The organism is Blastococcus sp. SYSU DS0510, assembly GCF_054050835.1.
Map to the genome: position 1 here is coordinate 45,593 of NZ_JBJHAC010000026.1, position 19,590 is coordinate 65,182.

Genomic DNA, 19,590 nt, shown 5'->3' on the forward strand with positions numbered 1-19,590 from the left:
GAAGGACCCGGGGATCATCCCGAGGGGCGACGAGACCGGCGCAACGGCTCCCTAGGCTCGCGGGCATGGAACGCCCGCCCGCCGCCGAAGGCCTGGTCCCCTGGCTGCGGGACCGGCCCTTCGTCGTCGACGCGGGGCTGGCCGCCCTCATCGGCCTGGTCACCGTCGTCCTGCCCGCCGGCGCCTACTGGCCCGGCGAGGCGGCGGCGTTCGTCGTCGGCGTGCTGCTGGTGGCCCCGCTGGCGTGGCGGCGCCGGGCGCCGGTCCACGCCGCGGCCGCCGTCGTCGCGGCCGGCGTGCTCGAGCTCGTCGTCGTCGACCAGTTCCTGGCCGCCAACTGCGCGGCGCTCGTGATGGTCTACTCGCTGGCCGGCTACGCCCCGCGCTGGGCGAGCCAGGCCGGGCTGGGCATCGGCCTGGCCGGCGCGGCCCTCGCCGCCCTGCGGTACTTCGGCGGGGGCCTCACCGAGAGCACGATCCTCACCGCCGGGGCGATCGGCGTCTCGGTGGTCGCCGCCTGGGCGCTGGGCGATCTGCGGCGGGCGCGGCTCCAGCGGTTGGCCTCGCTGGAGGAGCGTGCCCAGCTGCTGGAGCTCGAGCGGGACCAGGAGATGCGGCTGGCCGCGACCGCCGAGCGCGCCCGCATCGCCCGCGAGATGCACGACGTCGTCGCGCACTCCCTGTCGGTCGTCATCGCGCAGGCCGACGGCGGCCGCTACGCCGGGAAGGCCGACCCGCAGGCGGCCACCGACGCGCTGGAGGCGATCGCCGCGACCGGCCGGCAGGCGCTCACCGACATGCGCGCCCTGCTCGGCGTGCTCCGGGACGGCGGCGGGGAGGAGTACGCCCCGCAGCCCGACGTCGACGCGATCCCGGCCCTGGTCGAGGACGTGCGCGCCAGCGGCCTCGACGTCGACCTCATCGTCGAGGGGACGCTGCAGCCGATGCCGGCCGGACCGCAGCTGGCCGCCTACCGGATCGTGCAGGAGTCGCTCACCAACGTGCTCAAGCACGCCGGCCCGGCCGGCCGCGCCTGGGTGCGGCTGCAGTGGCGGCCCGACGCGCTGGAGCTCTCCGTCCTCGACGACGGCCGCGGCGCGGCGGCGGCGATCACCGGGTCCGACGGCCTGGGCCAGGGGCTGCGCGGCATGCGCGAGCGCGCCCAGCTCCACGGCGGGCGGCTCGACGCCGGCCCCCGGCACGGTGGCGGGTTCGGCGTGCACGCCGCCCTCCCCTACCGTTCGCCCCGATGAGCGACGCGATCCGGGTCGTCCTGGTGGACGACCAGCAGATGGTCCGGGCCGGTTTCCGCATGGTCATCGAGTCGCAGCCCGACCTGACCGTGGTCGGCGAGGCCGGCGACGGCGCGGCGGCGGTCGAGCTGCTGGCCGGCACCCCCGCCGACGTCGTCCTCATGGACATCCGCATGCCCGGCACCGACGGCATCGAGGGCACCCGGCGGATCACCGCGCTGCCCGAGCCGCCGCGGGTCGTCGTCCTGACCACCTTCGACCTCGACGAGTACGTGGTCGCCGCCATCGGGGCCGGGGCCAGCGGTTTCCTGCTCAAGGACGCCGCCCCCGAGGAGATGCTGGCCGCGATCCGCACCGTGCACGCGGGCGACTCGGTCATCGCGGCGAGCTCCACCCGCCGGCTGCTGCAGCACGTGGCGCCCATGCTCCGCGGCGGCGCGGCCGGCGGGGTGCTGCCGGCCACGGGCGGGGACGACGCCGCGCTGGCCGAGCTCACGCCCCGCGAGCGCGAGGTGCTCGAGCAGATGGCCTACGGCGCCACCAACAGCGAGATCGCCGCGCAGTTCTTCGTCAGCGAGGCGACGGTGAAGACGCACGTGGGCCGCGTGCTGGCCAAGACCGGCTCCCGCGACCGGGTGCAGGCCGTCGTCCTGGCGTACCGCTCCGGGCTGGTCGCCCCCGCGGACCTGCTCCGCAACGCCTGAAGGACCCCGGGCTGACCGGGGCCGGTACGACCTGGGGATGACAGCGGAGATCGTCCTGGGCTCCGACGCGGGACGACGCCTTGCGGCGAGAGCGTGAGCACCGTCGTCGTCCCCGACCTCGGAGGCATCCCGTGTCCGTCCCCGTCATGACCGTCCCCGGCGAGCCGCCGGCGTCCCTGTCCGGCGCCGCCGTCCGCGCCACCGGCCTGCGCAAGACCTACGGCAGCGGTGAGACCGTCGTGCACGCGCTGGCCGGCGTCGACGTCGCCTTCGCCCGTGGCGAGTTCACCGCGATCATGGGCCCCTCGGGCAGCGGCAAGTCCACGCTGATGCACTGCCTGGCGGGGCTCGACACCGCGACGGCGGGCCAGGTGTGGCTGGGCGACACCGAGCTCACCTGCCTGCACGACGACCAGCTCACCACGCTGCGCCGCCGGCGGATCGGGTTCGTCTTCCAGGCGTTCAACCTGCTGCCGGTGCTGCCCGCGCGCGAGAACATCGTGCTGCCGATGCAGCTGGCCGGGCAGCGCCCCGACCCCGTCTGGTTCGACGACGTCGTCGCGCGTCTCGGCCTGCGCGAGCGGCTGGGCCACCGCCCGCACGAGCTCTCCGGCGGCCAGCAGCAGCGCGTGGCGATCGCCCGCGCCCTCCTCGCCCGCCCCGACGTCGTCTTCGCCGACGAGCCCACCGGCAACCTCGACTCCCGCAGCGGCGCCGAGGTGCTCGGCCTGCTGCGCTCCAGCGTGAAGGAGACCGGGCAGACCGTCGTCATGGTCACCCACGACGCCTCGGCCGCCGCGTACGCCGACCGCGTGGTGCTGCTCGCCGACGGCCGGCTGGCCGGCGAGCTCACCGACCCGACCGCGGCGTCCGTGCTCGACGCGCTCCGCGACCTGGGGGCCTGACCCGTGCGCGCAGTGACGCTGGCGAGCATCCGGGCGCACCTGCCCCGCCTGATCGCCTCCACCCTCGCGATCGTCATCGCCGTGGGCTTCGTGGTCGCCACCCTGGTGCTCAACGAGACCACCCGCGCCACCGTGCTGACGGCGGCCGGAGCCCCGTACGTGGAGACCGACGTGGTCGTCACCTCCGACAGCGGCGTGGGCCTGGCCGGGCACGTCGACGCCCTCACCGGGCTGTCCGGCGTGCAGGCCGTCGACCCGACCTGGCAGACCTCCGTGCAGGCGGTCACCCCCGGGCGCACCGGCGCCCAGTACCTGCTGGTCGAGTCGGTGGCCGCCGACCCGCAGCTGCGCTGGCAGGAGCTGGCCGACGGCGCGCTGCCCGCACGGCCGGGGGAGATGGCGGTCAGCGAGCGCGTCGGCGCCGCTGTCGGCGACGTCCTCCCCGTCACGAGCTACGACGCCGAGGGCACCGAGGTCACCACGGACACCACCGTGACCGGGGTGGTCGACCTGGGCGGGGACCCCACCGCCGGGATCTACGGGAAGGTCTACGTCGTCGCGGACCAGGCCCGGGCCTGGGGCGCGATCGAGCCGACCGAGCTGCGGATCGCCGGGACCACCGCCCCCGACGTCCTGGCCGGCGAGGTGCGCGCCGCCCTGTCCGACGCGGAGGTCACGGTCCGCACCGGCACGGAGCAGGCCGAGAACTCCGTCGCCGCCCTGACCGGCGACGCCACCTGGCTGACCACCGCGCTGCTGGTGTTCGCCGCCATCGCCGTCGTCGTCGCCGGGCTGGTCATCGCGAACACCTTCGCCGTGCTGCTGGCCCAGCGCACCCGCGACCTGGCGCTGCTGCGCTGCGTCGGCGCCACCGCCCGGCAGGTGCGGCGCAGCGTGCTCGGCGAGGCCCTGCTCACCGGGCTGGCCGCCTCGGTGGTCGGCGTGCTGGCCGGCGTCGGGCTCTCCGCCGCCGTCTCCGCGGTGGTGTCGGGGACGGACTCCCCCGTCCCGCTGTCGGGGGTGTCCGTGCCGCTGCACGCCGTGCTGGTCGGCCTCGCCGTCGGCACGGCGACCACGCTGATCGCCGCGCTGGCCCCGGCCCGCGCCGCCACCCGCGTCGCCCCGCTCGCCGCGCTGCGGCCCACCGACCCGGCGCCGCTGCGCTCCCGCGGGGGCGTCGCCCGGCTGGTCACCGGGCTGCTGCTCGCCGTCCCCGGCGTCGGCCTCATGGCCCTCGGCGTGGGAACCGCTCAGCTCCTGATCTCGCTGGCCGGCGGGGTGCTCAGCGCGCTGGGCCTCCTGCTGCTCGCGCAGCGGGCCGTGCCCCCCATCGTGGCGGCGGCGGGGGGAGTGCTCGGTCGGTTCGGCGGGCTCCCGGCCCGCCTGGCCAGCGGGAACGCCACCCGCAACCCCCGGCGGACGGCGGCCACCGCGACCGCGCTGCTCATCGGGGTCACCCTGACCACGGCGATGGTGGTGGGGGCGAGCTCGACCCGGGCCACCGCCCAGGCCGGCCTCGCCGCGGCCTACCCGACCGACGTGGTCGTCAGCGGCTCGGGCGACGAGCTGACCAGCTCCCTGCAGGGCCGGCTGGCATCGGTGGACGGCGTCGTCGCCACCACCGCGCTGACCGGGGCCGAGCTCGCCGGGCCGGGCGACACACCCACGCTGGCCGCCGGCGTCGACGCGGCGGAGGCGCTGCCCGTGCTGCGCTCGACGGCCGACACGACCCTGCCCGAACCGGGGCAGGTAGTGCTCGACGGCTGGAGCGCCGAGCACTGGGGGGTCCGGGCCGGTGACCCGGTAACCCTGACCGCCGGCGACCGGTCCCGCACGCTGACCGTGGTGGCCGGCGAGACCGACTACCCGCTGCTGGCGGCCACCGACCTGCAGGCGCTGGTGCCCGGAGCGCCGGTGGACACCATGTGGCTGCGGCTGGCCGACACCGCCGACCACACCACGGTGATCGACGAGATCACCGACCTGGCCGGCAACGCGCTGCCCGCCTCGTTCGTGACGGGGCTGGCCAGCGAGCGGGCCGCGATCGACGAGGTGGTCGACGTCCTGCTGCTCGTGGTCACCGGGCTGCTCGGCGTGGCGGTGCTCATCGCGCTGATCGGGGTCGGCAACACCCTGGCGCTGTCGGTGGTCGAGCGGCGGCAGGAGAGCGGGCTGCTGCGGGCGCTGGGCCTGACCCGCGGCCAGCTGCGCGCCCTGCTGGCCTGGGAGGCGGTGCTCGTCGCCGGCGTGGCCGCGGTGCTGGGCGTGCTGCTGGGCAGCGTGTACGGGCTGGTCGGCGTCGCGTCGGCGCTCGGCTCGTACGGCGAGCTGGTGCTGAGCATGCCGTGGCTGCAGGTCGGCGCCATCGTGCTGGTCGCCACGGTGGCGGGGCTGCTCGCCTCGGTGCTGCCGGCGCGGCGCGCGGCGCGGACCCCGCCGGTGGCCGCCATCGCCGGCTGACCCCGGCGATGATCAGGGAACCTGATCGTGCGGTGTCCTCCCTCAGCGCCCACCGTGAGGGAGGACGCTCCACGATCAGGTTCGCTGATCGTGGACGACCAGACGTCGCTCGCCTCACAGCCGCCATCCACCTCCGGCTGGGATGCTCGAACCGTGCCGTCCCGCATCGCTCGCCGCACCGCCCTCACCGCCGCCCTCCTCGCCGGCCCCGTGGGCTGGGTGACTGCCGCTGCCTGGGGCCTGCCGACCGCCCTGGGCGCGCACCGCCGCCGGCTCCGCCCCGTCGTGGCCGGCTCACCGCAGTTCTTCGACGGCAAGTTCCACAACCGCATGCCCACCCCGGCGCTCTCCCCGGCCAACACCCGCGACGGGCTGCTCCGGCAGTGGCACGAGGAGCGGCACGTCGGGCTGCCGGGTGGCCCGATCCCGCTGGCGCAGGCCCAGCTGCCGGACGACGCCGCCGAGCTCGCCGTCACCTGGTTCGGCCACGCCAGCGCGCTGCTCGAGATCGACGGCCACCGGGTGCTCCTGGACCCAGTGTGGGGTCACCGCGTCTCGCCGTCGCCGATCATCGGGCCCACCCGGCTGCACGAGCCGCCGATGGCCCTGGACGAGCTGCCGCAGGTAGACGCGGTGCTCATCTCCCACGACCACTACGACCACCTCGACCTCCCCACCGTCCGCACGCTGCTGCGCACCCAGCGCGCGCCGTGGGTGGTGCCGCTCGGCATCGGGGAGCACCTGAGGAAGTGGGGCGTCCCCGAGGCCCGGATCGTCGAGCTCGACTGGGAGGGCGTGCACCGCATCGGCGACCTGGCGCTCACCTGCACCGAGGCCCGCCACTTCTCCGGTCGGTACTTCCACCGCGACACCACCCTCTGGGCCTCCTGGGTGGTGTCCGGCCCGCGGCACCGGGTGTTCTTCGGCGGCGACACCGGCTACACCCCGGCCTTCGCGGGCATCGGCGCGCGGCTGGGCCCCTTCGACCTCACCCTCCTGCCGATCGGCGCCTACAACGACGCCTGGCACGCGATCCACATGGACCCCGAGGAGGCGGTGCGCGCGCACGGCGACCTCGGCGGGCGCGTCCTGCTGCCGGTGCACTGGGCCACCTTCAACCTGGCGTTCCACCGGTGGTCCGAGCCGGTGGAGCGGCTGCTCAGCGCAGCCCGGGCCCGCGGTGTCGACGTCGTCGTCCCGCAGCCCGGCGAGCGGATCGACGTGCTCTCCCCGCCACCGCCGCGCGACTGGTGGACGGCGGTGGGGTCGGCCCGGCCCGACGCGGAGCCGGACGACGCCGGCGTCGGCAGCAGCGTCCTCGTGCGGGCGCTCACCCGCCTGGCGTCACTGCTCCCCGGCTAGCGCGAACCGGCGTCCTCCCTCACCGCGCCGTGTCCTCCCTCACCGCCCACCGTGAGGGAGGACACGCCATGATCAGGTGAGGTGATCATCGCCGCGGGCGCGGGGTTCAGCGCAGCAGCTTCGACATCCGCCGGTCGGCCAGCGGCTTGCCGCCGGTCTGGCAGGTGGGGCAGTACTGCAGCGAGGTGTCGGCGAAGCTGACCTCGCGCACCGTGTCCCCGCAGACCGGGCACGGCAGCCCGGTGCGCGCGTGCACCTGCAGCCCCGAGCGCTTCTCCCCCTTCATCGTGGCGGCCCGCTGGCCGACCTGGCGGCCCAGCGCCTCGGTGAGGGTCGCGCGCACCGCGTCGAAGAGACGGACCAGTTCGTCGTCGGTCAGCTTGTCGGCCATCTTGAACGGCGAGAGCCGCGCCGCGTGCAGGATCTCGTCGGAGTAGGCGTTGCCGATCCCGGCGACGACCGTCTGGTCGGTCAGCGCCCCCTTGAGCTGCCCCGACCGACCCGCCATGAGCCGGGCGAAGGTCTCCCTGTCGACCTCCAGCGCATCCGGGCCGAGCCGCGCGATGCCCGGCACCTCGGCCGGTGACCGGACGACGTAGACGGCGAGCCCCTTGCGGGTGCCCTGCTCGGTGAGGTCGAAGCCGTTGCCGTCATCCAGGTGGACGCGCAGCGCCAGCGGCCCCTTGCCCGGCTTCGGCGGGGCGGTCGGCAGGTTCTCCCGCCAGTGCAGCCAGCCGGCGCGCGCCAGGTGCACGACGAGGTGGACGCCGGAGACGTCGAGGTCGAGGAACTTTCCGTGCCGGGCGGCCCCGGTGATCTCCAGGCCCGCGAGCGCCGACAGGGGCGGGTCGAAGGTCTTGATCGCCTGGACGGCGGCGAGGTCGGCGCGTGCCAGCACGCGGCCGACGGCGTTCTCGCGCAGGAACGCCGCCAGCGCCTCCACCTCGGGCAACTCGGGCACCCGACCATGATCCACCCGATGCGCCCGCGGCGCGGCCCGCCGACCGCGATCGGGCAACGTGGACGACACATTCCCCGCAGCAGCGTGACGGTTCGGCGACGCACGGAGCGTGGCCGTTCACGGCCCGCCGGGGTGGACATGCCTCCGTTGCCGGTCCACGGCAGCTGGGCGGGCCGGCTGAGAAGCACCAAGCACTCCCGAGGAGCGTTGACCATGCCGACGACCCGCACGAACAACCGGACCCGCCTGCTGGCCGTCCCCGCGGCGCTGGCCCTGGGGATGACCGCGGCGGCCTGCGGCGACGACGACACCGTCGTCGAGGAGGCCGAGGAGGCGCCGGGCGCCCAGCTGGTCGCAGGGGAGGAGGTCACCATCGAGGGCGAGGTGCGAGAGATCCTCGACACGCACGCCTTCACCATCGGGGACGACGAGACGCTGGTCTACGGCGACGAGGCGTTCACGGTCGACGAGGGCGACGAGGGCGACGAGGGCGACGGTGACCGGCGCGGTCGCCGTCTTCACCCTCGTCGAGGTCGAGGAGGAGTTCGGCCTGGACCTGACCGACGACCTGTACGTCGACTACGAGACCGAGCTCGCGGTCGTGTCGGAGGACACGCAGGTGACCGAGGGGGACTGACGGCGGGAGGGGACCGTCCGACGTCGAGGATCTTGCGGCGGTGCGACGACCGCGTGACGGTCACGACGACCTGGTGGAGACCCTGTTGCGGCGGCTCCCGGGGCCCTCCGAGGCGAGTAGACCTCCGTCCACAGGCCCGCGCCGCAGGGGTGCCGGCCCGGTAGATGGAGGCCATCGTGAAGAGATCCCGACTCGGTTTCCTGGCGGTCCTCGCCGGCGTGCTGGCGCTGCTGGTCGGCCTGGTCGCCCCGGCGTCGGCCGCGGGGACCACCGCTGGGCCCTACTGCGGGCTGGTGTGGGGCTCGCTCCCGGAGGGCAGCGCGGCGACCGTCGGCGGCGCCACCGTGACCGACGTCCGCGCCGGGCGCCACGCCTGCTTCGACCGCCTGGTCGTCGACCTGGGCGGTCCCGCGGCGGCCGGCGGCTACTCCGTGCGCTACGTCGACGCGGTGCACCAGGTGGGCACGGGCGACGTCGTGCCGCTGGCCGGCGGAGCCGCGCTCGAGGTCGTCGTCCAGGCACCCGCCTACGACGGCCACGGCCGGCCCACGTACCTCCCGCCCAGCCGCAGCGAGGTCGTGGACGTCGACGGCTTCCGCACCCTCGAGCAGGTCGCGTGGGCCGGCTCGTTCGAGGGCAGCACCACGCTGGGCGTCGGCACCCGCGCCCGGCTGCCGTTCCGCACGTTCACCCTGGTCGGCACCCCGGGTGACGACCAGGCCGTGCGCCTCGTGGTCGACGTGGCCCACCGCTGGTGACCGGTCCCGCCCCGAGGGGGCCTGCGCGCCGGGAGCCTCCCGGCGCGCAGGTCCCCTCGTCTCACCCCTGGTGGAGCACCTCCACCACGACCCGGTTGGGGTTCTCCAACCGGTAGACGCGGAACGGGCGCTCGGCCGCGGCGCCGAGGAACGAGACCATCTGCCCCTCGAAGATCGTGTCGATCAGGATCTCCTGCACCACGGCGCCGCCCGCGGGCAGCGGGTCGGGCCCCGCGTAGGGCGCGATCCCGGTGTCCCCCGGCAGGCCGACCCCGGTGAGCACGAGCTGGAGGACGGCGTCCCCGGCGACGTCCACCGGGAACCCGCTCCCCGACGACCGGGCCTCGGCCACGTAGCGGGCGTCCCACCCGGGCAGTCCGGCACCGGCCACCTCGAAGACCACCCGGTCGAAACCGTCCTGCCGGCCGGCGCGGACGTCGGTCACGGTGACGGCGGCCCCCGGGGAGGCCGCGGCGGTGTCAGGCCGGCTGTCGGCGACGAACGGCGGTGGGGCCGTCGGGGAGGGGACGGCCGTGGTCGCCGGCGGCCGCGGGGTAGCGGTCGGCGAGGGGGGCGCCGTGGACCGCGACGGCGGGCTGAGGAAGACGGCGTAGTCGGCCGGCAGCAGCGGCGCGTCCGTGAGCGCCCCCGAGGGGAGCGGCGCCTCCACCGGCTCCCCGCCGCTGGTGAGCAGCACCGCCTCGACGCCCGGCAGGCTGGTCGCGGTGAGCACCAGCTGCGCGACCGCCCGGCGGGTCGAGGGCAGCGGCGCGGCGCCGGAGAGGTCGATGGTGGCCGTGCCGTCGTCGATACCGGTCACCGACGCCTCCAGGCCCGCGGGGAGGGCCGTGGAGAGCCCCTCGGCCCGCTCCTCCTCGGTCGGTCCGGCGACCAGGGCGGACAGCAGCTCGCCCAGCCGCTCGTCGATCGGCCCGGTCCCGCTGTCCCGCGCACGGGGCACCAGGGCCTCGTCCGCGCCCACGAGGTAGGCCCAGCCCGCCTCGATGTCGGGGACGGGTGCCGGTGCGGGCGAGGGCGGGGACGACGGCGCGGCGAGCCCGTACGGGACGTCGGACGCCGCGATCGTCGACGGATCGGCGCCGGTGGGCACCCCGCACGCCGTCGTCACCGCGAGGAGGGCTCCCGCCGCACCCAGCCGCCGCAGCCGGTTCACGACCGCGCCGCCGGGAGCGAGAGGACGAAGCGGGCGCCCCCGGCCGGGCTCGCGGCGCACCACGCCGCGCCGCCGTGCTGCGCGGTCGTCTCGGCCACGATGGCCAGCCCGAGCCCGGCGCCGGGGACCGAGCGGCGCGCCGATCCGGGAGCGCGCGCGAAGCGCTCGAAGATCCGCTCCCGGTCCAGCGGGGCCACGCCGGGGCCGGCGTCGTCCACCGTCACCACCACCGAGCCGTCGCAGCGCTCCACCGCCACGCGCTCGGGGCCCCCGGCGTAGCGGTCGGCGTTGTCCAGGAGGTTGCGCACGGCCCGCTCCAGCCGGGACTTGTCCCCGAGCACGGTCGTCTCCGGCTCGGGGCCGCCGGCCAGTAGGTCCACCGGCCGCCCGGTGCGCTCCAACACCTCGCGCACGAGCGCCGTCATGGACACCGGGACGGCGTCCGGCCCGTGCCCGGCGCCGTCGAACCAGGCCAGCTCGAGGAGGTCGTCCAGGGTGACGCGCAGCCGGGAGACCTCGCCCTCCACGAGCGCCAGGGCCTGCTGGGCCCGCGGAGGGAGCTCCTGACGCCGGGTGGCCAGCACCTCGACGCTCGTGGTCAGGCTGGTCAGCGGGCTGCGCAGCTCGTGGCTGACGTCGCCGACGAACCGGGCGTCCCGGGAGATCCGCGCAGCGAGGGCGTCGACCATGCTGTTGAAGGCCGCCACGATCCCCACGAGGTCGGGGTCGTCGGTCGGCGGGAGGCGGGTGGAGAGCTCGCCCCCGGCGATGCTCGTCGCGGCGCCGGCGACCTGCTCCAGCGGGAGGACGGCGCGCCGGCTGGCCCAGGCGCCGAAGCCGGCGCCGGCGAGGGTGGCGACGACCGCACCGGCCCCGAGCACGACCGCCAGGGTGCGCAGCAGCGTCTCCAGGTCGTCCAGCGGCGCGACCTCGTAGAACTGGATCCCCGCACTCACCACGGGGACGGCGACGACGAGCCGGGGGCCGTCGGGCGACTCGACCCGCAGCGCGCCGGCCGCGCCCCCGGCCAACACCTCCTGCAGCGCCTCGGGTACGTCGCGCCGGCCGATCTCCAGGCTGGAGGAGAACCAGTCGTCCCCGCTGCGGACCACGACCTCCGCGTCCCCGAACGGGACGAGCTCGCCCAGCACGGCTCCCACGTCGGCGCCGGCGGCGGAGAGCCGGTTGCGCAGCACCTCGGCGTCGGCGAACGCCTGCTGGGTGAGCGCCTGCTCGCGCTGCTCCACCACGAAGCTGCGGGCCAGCAGCCACGTCGTCGTCACCAGCACGGCGGAGACCAGCAGGGTGCTGGCCGCGAAGCCCAGCACGATGCGGCGCCGCAGTCCCCGCCGTCCCGGGACCCGCCGCCCCGGGACCCTGCTCACGCCCGGCTCATTGCGGGTCCAGCCGGTAGCCCAGCCCCCGGACGGTGACCACGAGGCGCGGGCTGCCCGGGTCCCGCTCCACCTTGGTCCGCAGCCGGCGCACGTGGACGTCGACGATGCGCTCGTCCCCGAAGAACCCGTGCTCCCACACCCGCTCGAGCAGCGCCTGCCGGCTGAAGACCCGGCCCGGCGCCGCGGCCAGCTCGCACAGCACGCGGAACTCGGTCAGCGTCAGCGGCACCAGCCGGTCGCCGCGGTGGACGGTGCCGCTGGCCTCCCGCAGCACCAGCGGGGCCTCCGGGTCGTGGTCGAGGACGACGCCCGCCCGGGCCGCCGCGGTCGGGGCGCCCGCCGGCACCGGGGCGGTGCGGCGGCGCAACGCCCGCAGCCGCGCGGTGATCTCCTTGATCTGGAACGGCTTGGTGACGTAGTCGTCGGCGCCGGCCTCCAGCGCCTCGACGATGTCCTGCGTGTCCGCGCGGGCGCTCACCACGACGACGGGCAGGTCGTGGGCCTGGCGCACCTCGCGGATCACGGTGTAGCCGTCCATCGAGCCGAGCATCAGGTCCACGATCATCATGTCCGGCGGGGCGATGCCCACCATCCGCACGGCGTCCTCGCCGGAGGCGGCCTCGGCGACGTCGTACCCCTCGTCCTCCAGGGCCCACCGCAGCGCGGTCCGGATGGAGTCGTCGTCCTCCACGATCATGATCCGCAGCGACACGCGGACATGCTGCCACCGCGCGACCGCTGGTCAGCGCCCGCGGGCCGTCGTCATCCGATCGCAATGCGGCGACAGGGGATATCGCAAACTCCGGCCGCGAGGCTCCTCGGCAGACCGCGCGGACACCGACCGCCGAGGAGACCTCCGTGCCCCCTGCCCACCGCCACCCCGGTACCGACGACGCTGTCGAGACGCGCTCCGGTGAGGTCGTCCTGCGGCTGACGGAGGAGATGCTCGCCGACGGCGTCGCCGACATCCGGTGGCTGCTGCACGACGCGCTGCTCGCGGGGGCGCGGCGGGTGGTCGTCGACGTCCGGGAGGTCGAGCACCTGTCCAGCCCCGCGGCGGCCAGCCTGCTCTCCGCGCACCGGGCGTGCCGGGCGCGGGGCGGCAGCGTCGTCGTCCGCGGGGCCAACCGCCGGACCCTGGAGCTGCTCCGCCGGACGGGCCTGTGGCGGGTGCTGGGGATGGAGGAGGACCTGGACCGCTCGGCCTGAGCCACCCGGCTCGGGGCGCAGTCCGGTCGCGCCGCTCCTAGGCTCGGCCGGGTGCCCACCGCGCTGCTCTGGTTCCGCCGCGGCCTGCGCCTGCGCGACCACCCCGCCCTGCTGGCCGCGCGCGACGCGGCGGGCCCGGACGGCGACGTCCTGCCGGTGTTCGTCTTCGACGACCGGCTGTGGGGCCCGTCCGGCGCGCCGCGCCGCCGCTTCCTGCTCGACTGCCTCGCCGCCCTGGACGCCGACCTCGGCGGCGCGCTGGTGCTGCGATCCGGCGACCCCGCGCGGGTGCTGCCGGCGCTGGCCGCCGAGGCGTGCGCGGCATCCGTCCACGTCAGCGCCGACGCCGGGCCCTACGGCCGCCGCCGTGACCAGGCCGTCGAACGGGCGCTGGGCGAGGTCCCGCTCGTGCGCACCGGCTCGCCGTACGCGGTGACGCCGGGCCGGGTCACCAAGTCCGACGGGACACCCTTCCGCGTCTACTCGCCGTTCGCGCGGGCCTGGCGGGAGCACGGCTGGCGCGCACCGGCGTCGTCACCCGACGGCACCCGGTGGCGCACCGGCGTCCGCTCCGAGGACCCCCCGCCGGCCCCGGAGCTCGCCGGCGTCACCCTGCCCCCGGCGGGGGAGGCCGCCGCGTCGGCCGCCTGGGAGCGCTTCCGCGACGAGCGTCTGCTCGGCTACGCCGACGGGCGCAACACCCCCGGCGGCGACGGCACCAGCCGGCTGTCGGCCTACCTGAAGTACGGCTGCATCCACCCGCGCACGCTGCTGGCCGACCTCGCGGCTGGGGAGCAGACCGAGTCGGTGCGCCGCTACACCGACGAGCTCGCCTGGCGCGACTTCTACGCCGACGTCCTCTGGCACCGGCCGGAATCCGCCAGGGAGCACCTCAAGCCGGAGCTGCAGGGGATGGGCTACGACAGCGGCCCGCACGCCGAGGAGCTCGTGCGGGCCTGGGAGACCGGCCGCACCGGGTTCCCGATCGTCGACGCCGGCATGCGGCAGCTGCTGGGCGAGGCGTACGTCCACAACCGGGTGCGGATGATCGTCGCGTCGTTCCTGGTCAAGGACCTGCACCAGGAGTGGACGCGGGGCGCCCGGTACTTCATGAAGCACCTGGTCGACGGCACTTCATGAAGCACCTGGTCGACGGCGACCTGGCCAGCAACAACCACGGGTGGCAGTGGGTCGCGGGCACCGGCACCGACGCCTCGCCCTACTACCGGGTCTTCAACCCGGTCACCCAGGGCAAGAAGTTCGACCCCGACGGCGCCTACGTGAAGCGGTGGGTGCCCGAGCTGCGCCACCTCGACCCCCGCTACGTGCACGAGCCCTGGACGGCGCCGGGCGGCGTCCCGGCCGGCTACCCGGAGCCGGTGATCGACCACGCGCACGAGCGCCAGGTGGCGCTGGACCGCTACGCCCGCGTCCGCGGGCGCTGACCTCGCCGGTCAGCCGATCAGCAGCGTCACCGGGTCCCGCCGGACGACGGTGCGGACGGCGAGGGCCACCGCGACGGCCGCGGCCCGGATCCCGTCGTGCGGCGTCGCGTTCGTCATCGACCCGCTGCGCCCGGGCGGCGAGGGGCCGAACCGGTCAGCCGGGGAGCGGCGGTGGCCGGGTCGGCGCCGGTGACCGGCGCAGCGGCCAGCGTCCGCGCCCAGCGGACGAGCCCGGTCACGTCCACGCCGTGCGGACGGCGGTCGGCGTACGGACCGATGCTCGCCGCGCCCCGCTCGAGCAACGTCCTGGCCCCCCGGTCGTTGCCCCGCGCGGCGTGGGTGAGCCCGACGGCGAGCTGCGCCAGCCCCCGCCACAGCCCGCGCTCCTCTTCGGGGGCGGACTTCCACGCGTCCTCCAGCACCTCGTGGGCGTGGAAGGGCCGGCCGGCGTCGAGCAGCTCCTGCGCCTCGGCGAGCGCCACCCCTGGCTCGCGGACGACGCCCTCGGGCGCGCGCTCCTCCCCCGCGGCGCCGCGCGGCAGCGGCCGCCCGAGGGCGTCCCGCGGGCGGGCGTTGCGGGCGCGCCCCTCGGCGTCGCGGTCGCGGTCGGCCACGACGGCATCCTCCCCCGCCCGAGCCGCTGGAGCTCGTCGGGCGAACCGTTCCCTCCCACGTGCATCCACGGGCGCGGGCGCGCCGGAAGGAGGGGTGTCAGCACCTCCCGACGAGAGGAACTCCCCATGAGCACCGCCCGCACCCTCGGTCGTACCGCCGGCGCCATCGGCGTTGCCGGTGGCCTCGTCCTGGTCGCCACGCCGGCCCTGGCCGACAACCACACCGCGACCGTCTCGGTCCTGCACGGCGTCCCGGACCTCCCCGTCGACGTCTACGCCAACGGCGAGCGGCTGATCGACGACTTCCAGCCGGGCACCCTCACCGACCCGCTGCAGCTGCCCGCCGGCTCCTACGACCTGGCGCTCTTCCCGGCCGACGCCCCCGACGGCTCCGGCGACCCGCTGCTCTCGGCCGACGGCGTCAGCGTCCCGGTCGGCGCCAACGCCACCGTGGTCGCCCACCTGACCGAGGCGGGCGAGCCCGCGCTCACCCCGTTCGTCAACGAGGTCGGCGACATCCCCGCCGGCCAGGCGCGCGTCACCGTGCGGCACGTCGCCGCCGCGCCCGCCGTGGACGTGCGGGCCGGTGGCCAGGTCGTCGTCGACGGGCTGACCAACCCGAACGAGGAGTCGCTCACCGTCCCGGCCGGCACGGTCAGCGCGGACGTCGTGCTCGCGGGCACCGAGACCGTCGCGATCGGTCCGGCCGACCTGGACCTGGCCGAGGGCGCCACGACGATCGTCTACGCGTGGGGCTCGCAGGACGCCGGCTTCGAGCTCGCCGTCCAGAGCATCTCCGGTCAGCACTCCGCGCCGTCCGGTGTCCCGGGTGGCAGCGCCGGCCTGGCCGACGACTCCGCCCTGCCTCTGCCGGTCGGTGCCGCGGCGCTCGCCGGTGTCGCCCTGGCCGCCGCCGGTGCCTTCCGGCTGGCCCGCTCCTCCCGCTGATCCCCGGCACCACGAGGAGATGACCGTGCGACCCGCCGCCGCCAGCGCCGTGCTGGGGCTGGCCCTGGCTGTCGGTGCGCCGACCGCCTGGGCCCTGTCCCGGCCGGACGCGGCGGCGGGTCCGCCGGTCGACCAGGTGCTGGAGCGCCCCGCCGCTCCCGCACCTCCCACCGCGGCACCGCCGACGTCCCCGCTCCCCCCGGTGAGCGTCCGGGACGCCGCGCCGACCGTGGCCCCCGCGGTCGCCCCGCCCGTGCGCATCGAGGTGCCCGGGCTGGGCGTGACCGCACCCGTCGACCCGGTGGGGATCGCCGGCGACGGCCAGATGGAGCTGCCCGAGGACGTCACCCGGGTCGGCTGGTACCGCTTCGGGCCGGAGCCCGGCGTGGCCGGCAACTCCGTGATCGCCGGCCACGTGGACGACCGCGAGCAGGGGCCCGGCGCGCTGTTCCCCCTGCGCACGGCCGAACCGGGCGAGGAGATCACCGTCACCGACGCCGCCGGGGAGACCACCCGCTGGCGCGTGGTGTCCCGCGAGGTGATCGAGAAGGACGTCCTCCCGCTCGACGAGATCTTCCGCCGCGACGGGCCGCCCCGGCTGGTCGTGCTCACCTGCGGGGGCCCGTTCCTCCCCGAGTTCCGCAGCTATCGAGACAACGTCATCGTGGTAGCGGAGCCGGTTCCCGGCACGGGGCCGTGACCGGGGTCCTGGACCGGGCCGCGCGTCTGGGTAGCGTCGGCACCGTGAACCCCGACCCCGCACCGGCGCCGCCCGGCTCCGCGGAGCCGGACGACGCCGAGGTGGGCCGCCGGTTCGCCGCCGGAGACGAGCAGGCCCTCGCCATCGCCTACGCGCGGTGGGCCGGGCAGCTGCACGGCATGGCGGTGCGCGCCTTCGGCCCCGGCCCCGACGCCGAGGACGTCACCCAGCAGACCTTCATCTCCGCCTGGACCGGCCGCGCCCGCTACCGGCCCGAGCAGGGCCCGCTGCCCGCCTGGCTGGTCGGCGTCTGCCGGCACAAGATCGCCGACGCCTGGGCCCGCCGCGACCGGATGCGCCGCGAGGCCGAGGCGGCCATGTCGGAGGCGCAGGCCACACCGGCCGGCGGGACGACGCCGGCCGTGGACAGCGTTGTGACCGACCGCATGCTCGTGCTCGAGGAGCTGGAGCTCTTGGGCCAGCCGCAGCGCGGGATCATCGAGCTGGCCTTCTTCGCCGACCTCACCCACGCCCAGATCGCCGAGCGCACGGGGATCCCGCTGGGCACGGTGAAATCCCATATCCGCCGCACTCTCGAACGCCTGAGGACACGATTGGAGGTGGACGGTGCAGCACTGCCAGCCTGAGCAGCTCGCCCTCGCCGCGCTGCGCGAGCCCCTCCCGGCCGACGACGCCGCGCACCTCGCCTCCTGCGGGCAGTGCCGGTCGGAGGTCGCGTCGCTCCGGCGCGCCGTCGACGCCGTCGCCGTCCCCGAGCTCGCCGAGCCCGGCCCGCCCGTGCCGCCGCCCGCCTCGGTGTGGGCCGGCATCGCTGCGGCGACCGGGGTCTCGGCGACGCCGCGGACCGAGGCGCAGGCAGCCGCCCCGGCGCCGGTCGCGGCCCCCGTCCTCGCTCCTCCGCCGGCGGTCCCCGCCGGCGAGGTCGTGCCGCTGCGCCGCAACCGCCGTCCGGTGCTCCTGATGGCCGCCGCCGCGGTCGTCGGCGCGGTCGTGGGCGCCGGCGCGGTGGCCCTGGTGACCGGGGAGGACGGCGTCGAGCCGCTCACGACCGTCGCCCTCGAGCCGCTCGAGGGCCAGCCGGCCTCGGGCCGGGCCGAGGTCGTCGTCCGCGCGGACGGCTCCCGCGCCGTGGAGGTCGACCTGGACGCCCCGGCGGTCGAGGACGCCTACTACGAGATCTGGCTGATCGAGCCGGGGATCGTGGACATGGTCCCGCTGGGCGTCGTGCGCCCGGGCACCCAGACCTTCGAGCTGCCGGCCGGGCTCGACCTCGAGGAGTACCCGATCGTCGACATCTCGGTGGAGCCGCTGGACGGCGACCCGACGCACTCGGGGGTCTCCGTGGCCCGCGGCGTGCTGGAGAGCTGAAGAAGGAGCCCGTGCGCCCCACCACCCGCGAGATCGCGACGAGCCCCTGCACGGGGCCGGACGCGTGACGCTCCCCGGCGAGGAGCTCGGCGCGCACTGGCGCAAGGCCAGGCCCCGCCCGGCCGGCCGGCACCTCGACAGCGCCGCGTGCAGCCGGCAGAGCCACCGGGTGCTGGAGGCCGCCTCGCACCACGCGCGGCACGAGGCCGAGCTGGGCGGTTACGTCGCCGAGGCGACCGCCGACGACCTGCTGCAGCAGGGGCGGTCGGTGCTCGGCGGGCTGGCCGGCATGGCCGCCGCCGACGTCGCCTTCGTGGAGTCCGCCCAGGCCGCGCTGGTCGCCCTGCTGACCGGCTGGCGGCTGCCCCCGGGCTCGCGGGTGGCCTGCCTGCCCGGCGAGTTCGCGCCGAACGTGGCCCAGTTGCGGGGAGCCGGACTGCGCCCCGAGCCGCTGCCCGTCGACGGGCTCGGCCGGGCCGACCTCGAGGGCGTGGAGCGGCTGCTGGCGACCGACCCGCCGCGTTTGGTGCACCTGACGCACGTCGCCAGCCACCGGGGCCTCGTGCAGCCGGCCCGGGAGATCGCGGTGCTGTGCCGCGCGGCCGGCGTCCCGCTGGTGCTCGACGCCGCGCAGTCCCTCGGCCACGTGGACGCCGACCTAGGTGCCGACGTCGTCTACGGCACGTCGCGCAAGTGGCTGGCCGGCCCGCGCGGCGTGGGCGTGCTGATGGCCCGCCCGGCGATCGCCGCGCAACTCGTGGCGGTGCTCCCGGAGCCGGACGACGTGCCGCCGATGCGGGCCTTCGAGTCCGGCGAGGCGCACGTGGCCGGCCGGATCGGACTCGTGGTGGCGGTCGGCGAGCACCTCGCCGCCGGTCCCGGCCGGGTCCGAGCCCGGCTGGCCGGGCTCGGGCGGGCCACCCGGGAGCTCCTGGACGGCGTCTCCGGCTGGCGGGTCGTGGAGCCCCTGGACGAGCCGACCGCGACCACCACGCTGCGCCCACCGGACGGCGTCGACGTCGTCGCAACCCGCGCCCGCCTGCTGAGCGAGCACGGCATCGTGCTCAGCGCCTTCGGGCCCGAGCGCGCGCCGGGGGAGATGACCGGGCCGGTGCTCCGGGTCTCCCCGCACCTGGACGCCACGGCCGAGGACCTGGAAACGCTCGCCGCCGCGCTCTGACACCGGCCCGCAGCCGCTCCACTGTCCTCGCGGCCTCGCCGTCCTGGGCACCGGACCGGAGGCTTGCGGCTTACCGGGGCGGTGGCTGGGGGACCACTCGAACACGACGCTCGCCGCCGGACCCCCGCTGCCGCTCGCAGTGGCGCCCGCCGGCCTCTCGTGGCTCGGACTGCGCCGCGTCGTCCCCTGAGCCCAGCCCCGCCACCGGGCCCCCTGTTCCGTCACGTGGCGGAACAGGGAGTCTGGCGGCTGCGGCAGGGCGAGGCCTGGCCACCGGCCGGGAGCGCGCCGGCTGCCGGTCGAGCCGTCGCAGTCGGGCCGCGCCCGGCCACGCCTGCGGCCCCATTCCCTCGAACTGGCCCGGCAGTACGACGAAGGGCCCCAGCCTGGTGGCTGGGGCCCTTCGTGAATGGTTGTCCGGCGGCGTCCTACTCTCCCACCCCGTCTCCAGGGCAGTACCATCGGCGCTGAGAGGCTTAGCTTCCGGGTTCGGA

The 19,590-nt window shown here is 76.3% G+C and carries 20 protein-coding genes and 1 rRNA gene; 15 read left to right on the forward strand and 6 right to left on the reverse strand.

The window, feature by feature from the left end:
* The first annotated feature begins 65 nt into the window (after positions 1-65).
* The 5 genes from ACI79P_RS18510 (at position 66) to ACI79P_RS18530 (ending at position 6,684) form a co-directional block, all read left to right on the forward strand.
* Positions 66-1,253: a sensor histidine kinase gene (locus ACI79P_RS18510; protein ID WP_456582533.1), complete on the forward strand. Its 1,188-nt coding sequence runs from the start codon at positions 66-68 to the stop codon at positions 1,251-1,253.
* Complete coding sequence (locus tag ACI79P_RS18515) at positions 1,250-1,957, forward strand: response regulator (protein WP_456582534.1); 708 nt, start codon at positions 1,250-1,252, stop codon at positions 1,955-1,957. Before ACI79P_RS18510 ends, ACI79P_RS18515 begins: the two co-directional genes overlap by 4 nt.
* Positions 1,958-2,088: 131 nt before the next feature.
* A complete protein-coding gene (locus tag ACI79P_RS18520; protein ID WP_456582535.1) occupies positions 2,089-2,862 on the forward strand; it encodes an ABC transporter ATP-binding protein in 774 nt (257 codons plus the stop codon).
* Between the two features lie 3 nt (positions 2,863-2,865).
* Complete coding sequence (locus ACI79P_RS18525; RefSeq protein ID WP_456582536.1) at positions 2,866-5,322, forward strand: FtsX-like permease family protein; 2,457 nt, start codon at positions 2,866-2,868, stop codon at positions 5,320-5,322.
* 153 nt (positions 5,323-5,475) lie between these two features.
* Positions 5,476-6,684: an MBL fold metallo-hydrolase gene (locus ACI79P_RS18530; protein WP_456582537.1), complete on the forward strand. Its 1,209-nt coding sequence runs from the start codon at positions 5,476-5,478 to the stop codon at positions 6,682-6,684.
* 106 nt (positions 6,685-6,790) lie between these two features.
* On the opposite strand, the gene ACI79P_RS18535 is transcribed toward ACI79P_RS18530, so the two are convergent.
* Complete coding sequence (locus ACI79P_RS18535; protein WP_456582538.1) at positions 6,791-7,645, reverse strand: Fpg/Nei family DNA glycosylase; 855 nt, start codon at positions 7,643-7,645, stop codon at positions 6,791-6,793.
* 496 nt (positions 7,646-8,141) lie between these two features.
* On the opposite strand from ACI79P_RS18535, the gene ACI79P_RS18540 reads away from it, so the two are divergent.
* Together ACI79P_RS18540 and ACI79P_RS18545 are read left to right on the forward strand one after the other, a co-directional pair.
* The gene (locus ACI79P_RS18540; protein ID WP_456582539.1) at positions 8,142-8,282 is read left to right on the forward strand and encodes a hypothetical protein; all 141 of its coding nucleotides are present in this window, start codon (positions 8,142-8,144) and stop codon (positions 8,280-8,282) included.
* 176 nt (positions 8,283-8,458) lie between these two features.
* The gene (locus tag ACI79P_RS18545) at positions 8,459-9,040 is read left to right on the forward strand and encodes an AMIN-like domain-containing (lipo)protein (protein WP_456582540.1); all 582 of its coding nucleotides are present in this window, start codon (positions 8,459-8,461) and stop codon (positions 9,038-9,040) included.
* A gap of 61 nt (positions 9,041-9,101) precedes the next feature.
* On the opposite strand, the gene ACI79P_RS18550 is transcribed toward ACI79P_RS18545, so the two are convergent.
* Genes ACI79P_RS18550 through ACI79P_RS18560 form a run of 3 tightly spaced genes read right to left on the reverse strand, consistent with a single transcriptional unit; the run spans position 9,102 to position 12,323 of the window.
* A complete protein-coding gene (locus ACI79P_RS18550) occupies positions 9,102-10,214 on the reverse strand; it encodes an AMIN-like domain-containing (lipo)protein (protein WP_456582541.1) in 1,113 nt (370 codons plus the stop codon).
* Positions 10,211-11,599 (reverse strand): sensor histidine kinase, encoded by a 1,389-nt coding sequence (locus ACI79P_RS18555; RefSeq protein ID WP_456582542.1) that lies wholly within the window; start codon positions 11,597-11,599, stop codon positions 10,211-10,213. The genes ACI79P_RS18550 and ACI79P_RS18555 overlap by 4 nt, the downstream gene beginning before the upstream one ends.
* Before the next feature lie 7 nt (positions 11,600-11,606).
* A complete protein-coding gene (locus ACI79P_RS18560; protein ID WP_456582543.1) occupies positions 11,607-12,323 on the reverse strand; it encodes a response regulator in 717 nt (238 codons plus the stop codon).
* A gap of 146 nt (positions 12,324-12,469) precedes the next feature.
* On the opposite strand from ACI79P_RS18560, the gene ACI79P_RS18565 reads away from it, so the two are divergent.
* From ACI79P_RS18565 to ACI79P_RS18575, 3 genes are read left to right on the forward strand one after another with little or no spacing between them, the layout of a single operon-like run.
* Positions 12,470-12,820 (forward strand): STAS domain-containing protein, encoded by a 351-nt coding sequence (locus tag ACI79P_RS18565; RefSeq protein ID WP_456582544.1) that lies wholly within the window; start codon positions 12,470-12,472, stop codon positions 12,818-12,820.
* A gap of 51 nt (positions 12,821-12,871) precedes the next feature.
* Complete coding sequence (locus ACI79P_RS18570; protein WP_456582545.1) at positions 12,872-13,960, forward strand: cryptochrome/photolyase family protein; 1,089 nt, start codon at positions 12,872-12,874, stop codon at positions 13,958-13,960.
* Entirely contained in the window at positions 13,957-14,265 is a 309-nt protein-coding gene (locus ACI79P_RS18575) for an FAD-binding domain-containing protein (protein ID WP_456582546.1), read from the forward strand. Before ACI79P_RS18570 ends, ACI79P_RS18575 begins: the two co-directional genes overlap by 4 nt.
* 113 nt (positions 14,266-14,378) lie before the next feature.
* Here the strand turns inward: ACI79P_RS18575 and ACI79P_RS18580 are convergent, their stop codons facing one another.
* A complete protein-coding gene (locus ACI79P_RS18580; protein WP_456582547.1) occupies positions 14,379-14,879 on the reverse strand; it encodes a DUF309 domain-containing protein in 501 nt (166 codons plus the stop codon).
* 126 nt (positions 14,880-15,005) lie between these two features.
* On the opposite strand from ACI79P_RS18580, the gene ACI79P_RS18585 reads away from it, so the two are divergent.
* The 5 genes from ACI79P_RS18585 to egtE all read left to right on the forward strand — a co-directional run bounded on the left by ACI79P_RS18585 (position 15,006) and on the right by egtE (position 19,096).
* Positions 15,006-15,827 (forward strand): DUF4397 domain-containing protein, encoded by an 822-nt coding sequence (locus ACI79P_RS18585; protein ID WP_456582548.1) that lies wholly within the window; start codon positions 15,006-15,008, stop codon positions 15,825-15,827.
* 19 nt (positions 15,828-15,846) lie between these two features.
* Positions 15,847-16,527 carry a class F sortase gene (locus ACI79P_RS18590; protein WP_456582549.1) on the forward strand — a complete coding sequence of 227 codons (681 nt, stop codon included), beginning with the start codon at positions 15,847-15,849 and terminating at the stop codon, positions 16,525-16,527.
* 44 nt (positions 16,528-16,571) lie between these two features.
* A complete protein-coding gene (locus ACI79P_RS18595) occupies positions 16,572-17,174 on the forward strand; it encodes an RNA polymerase sigma factor (protein WP_456582550.1) in 603 nt (200 codons plus the stop codon).
* A complete protein-coding gene (locus ACI79P_RS18600; RefSeq protein WP_456582551.1) occupies positions 17,155-17,916 on the forward strand; it encodes an anti-sigma factor in 762 nt (253 codons plus the stop codon). The genes ACI79P_RS18595 and ACI79P_RS18600 overlap by 20 nt, the downstream gene beginning before the upstream one ends.
* 64 nt (positions 17,917-17,980) lie before the next feature.
* A complete protein-coding gene (gene egtE, locus ACI79P_RS18605; RefSeq protein WP_456582552.1) occupies positions 17,981-19,096 on the forward strand; it encodes an ergothioneine biosynthesis PLP-dependent enzyme EgtE in 1,116 nt (371 codons plus the stop codon).
* Positions 19,097-19,511: 415 nt separating this feature from the next.
* Here the strand turns inward: egtE and rrf are convergent.
* Positions 19,512-19,590: ribosomal RNA gene (rrf, locus tag ACI79P_RS18610) — 5S ribosomal RNA — on the reverse strand; the annotation flags it as partial.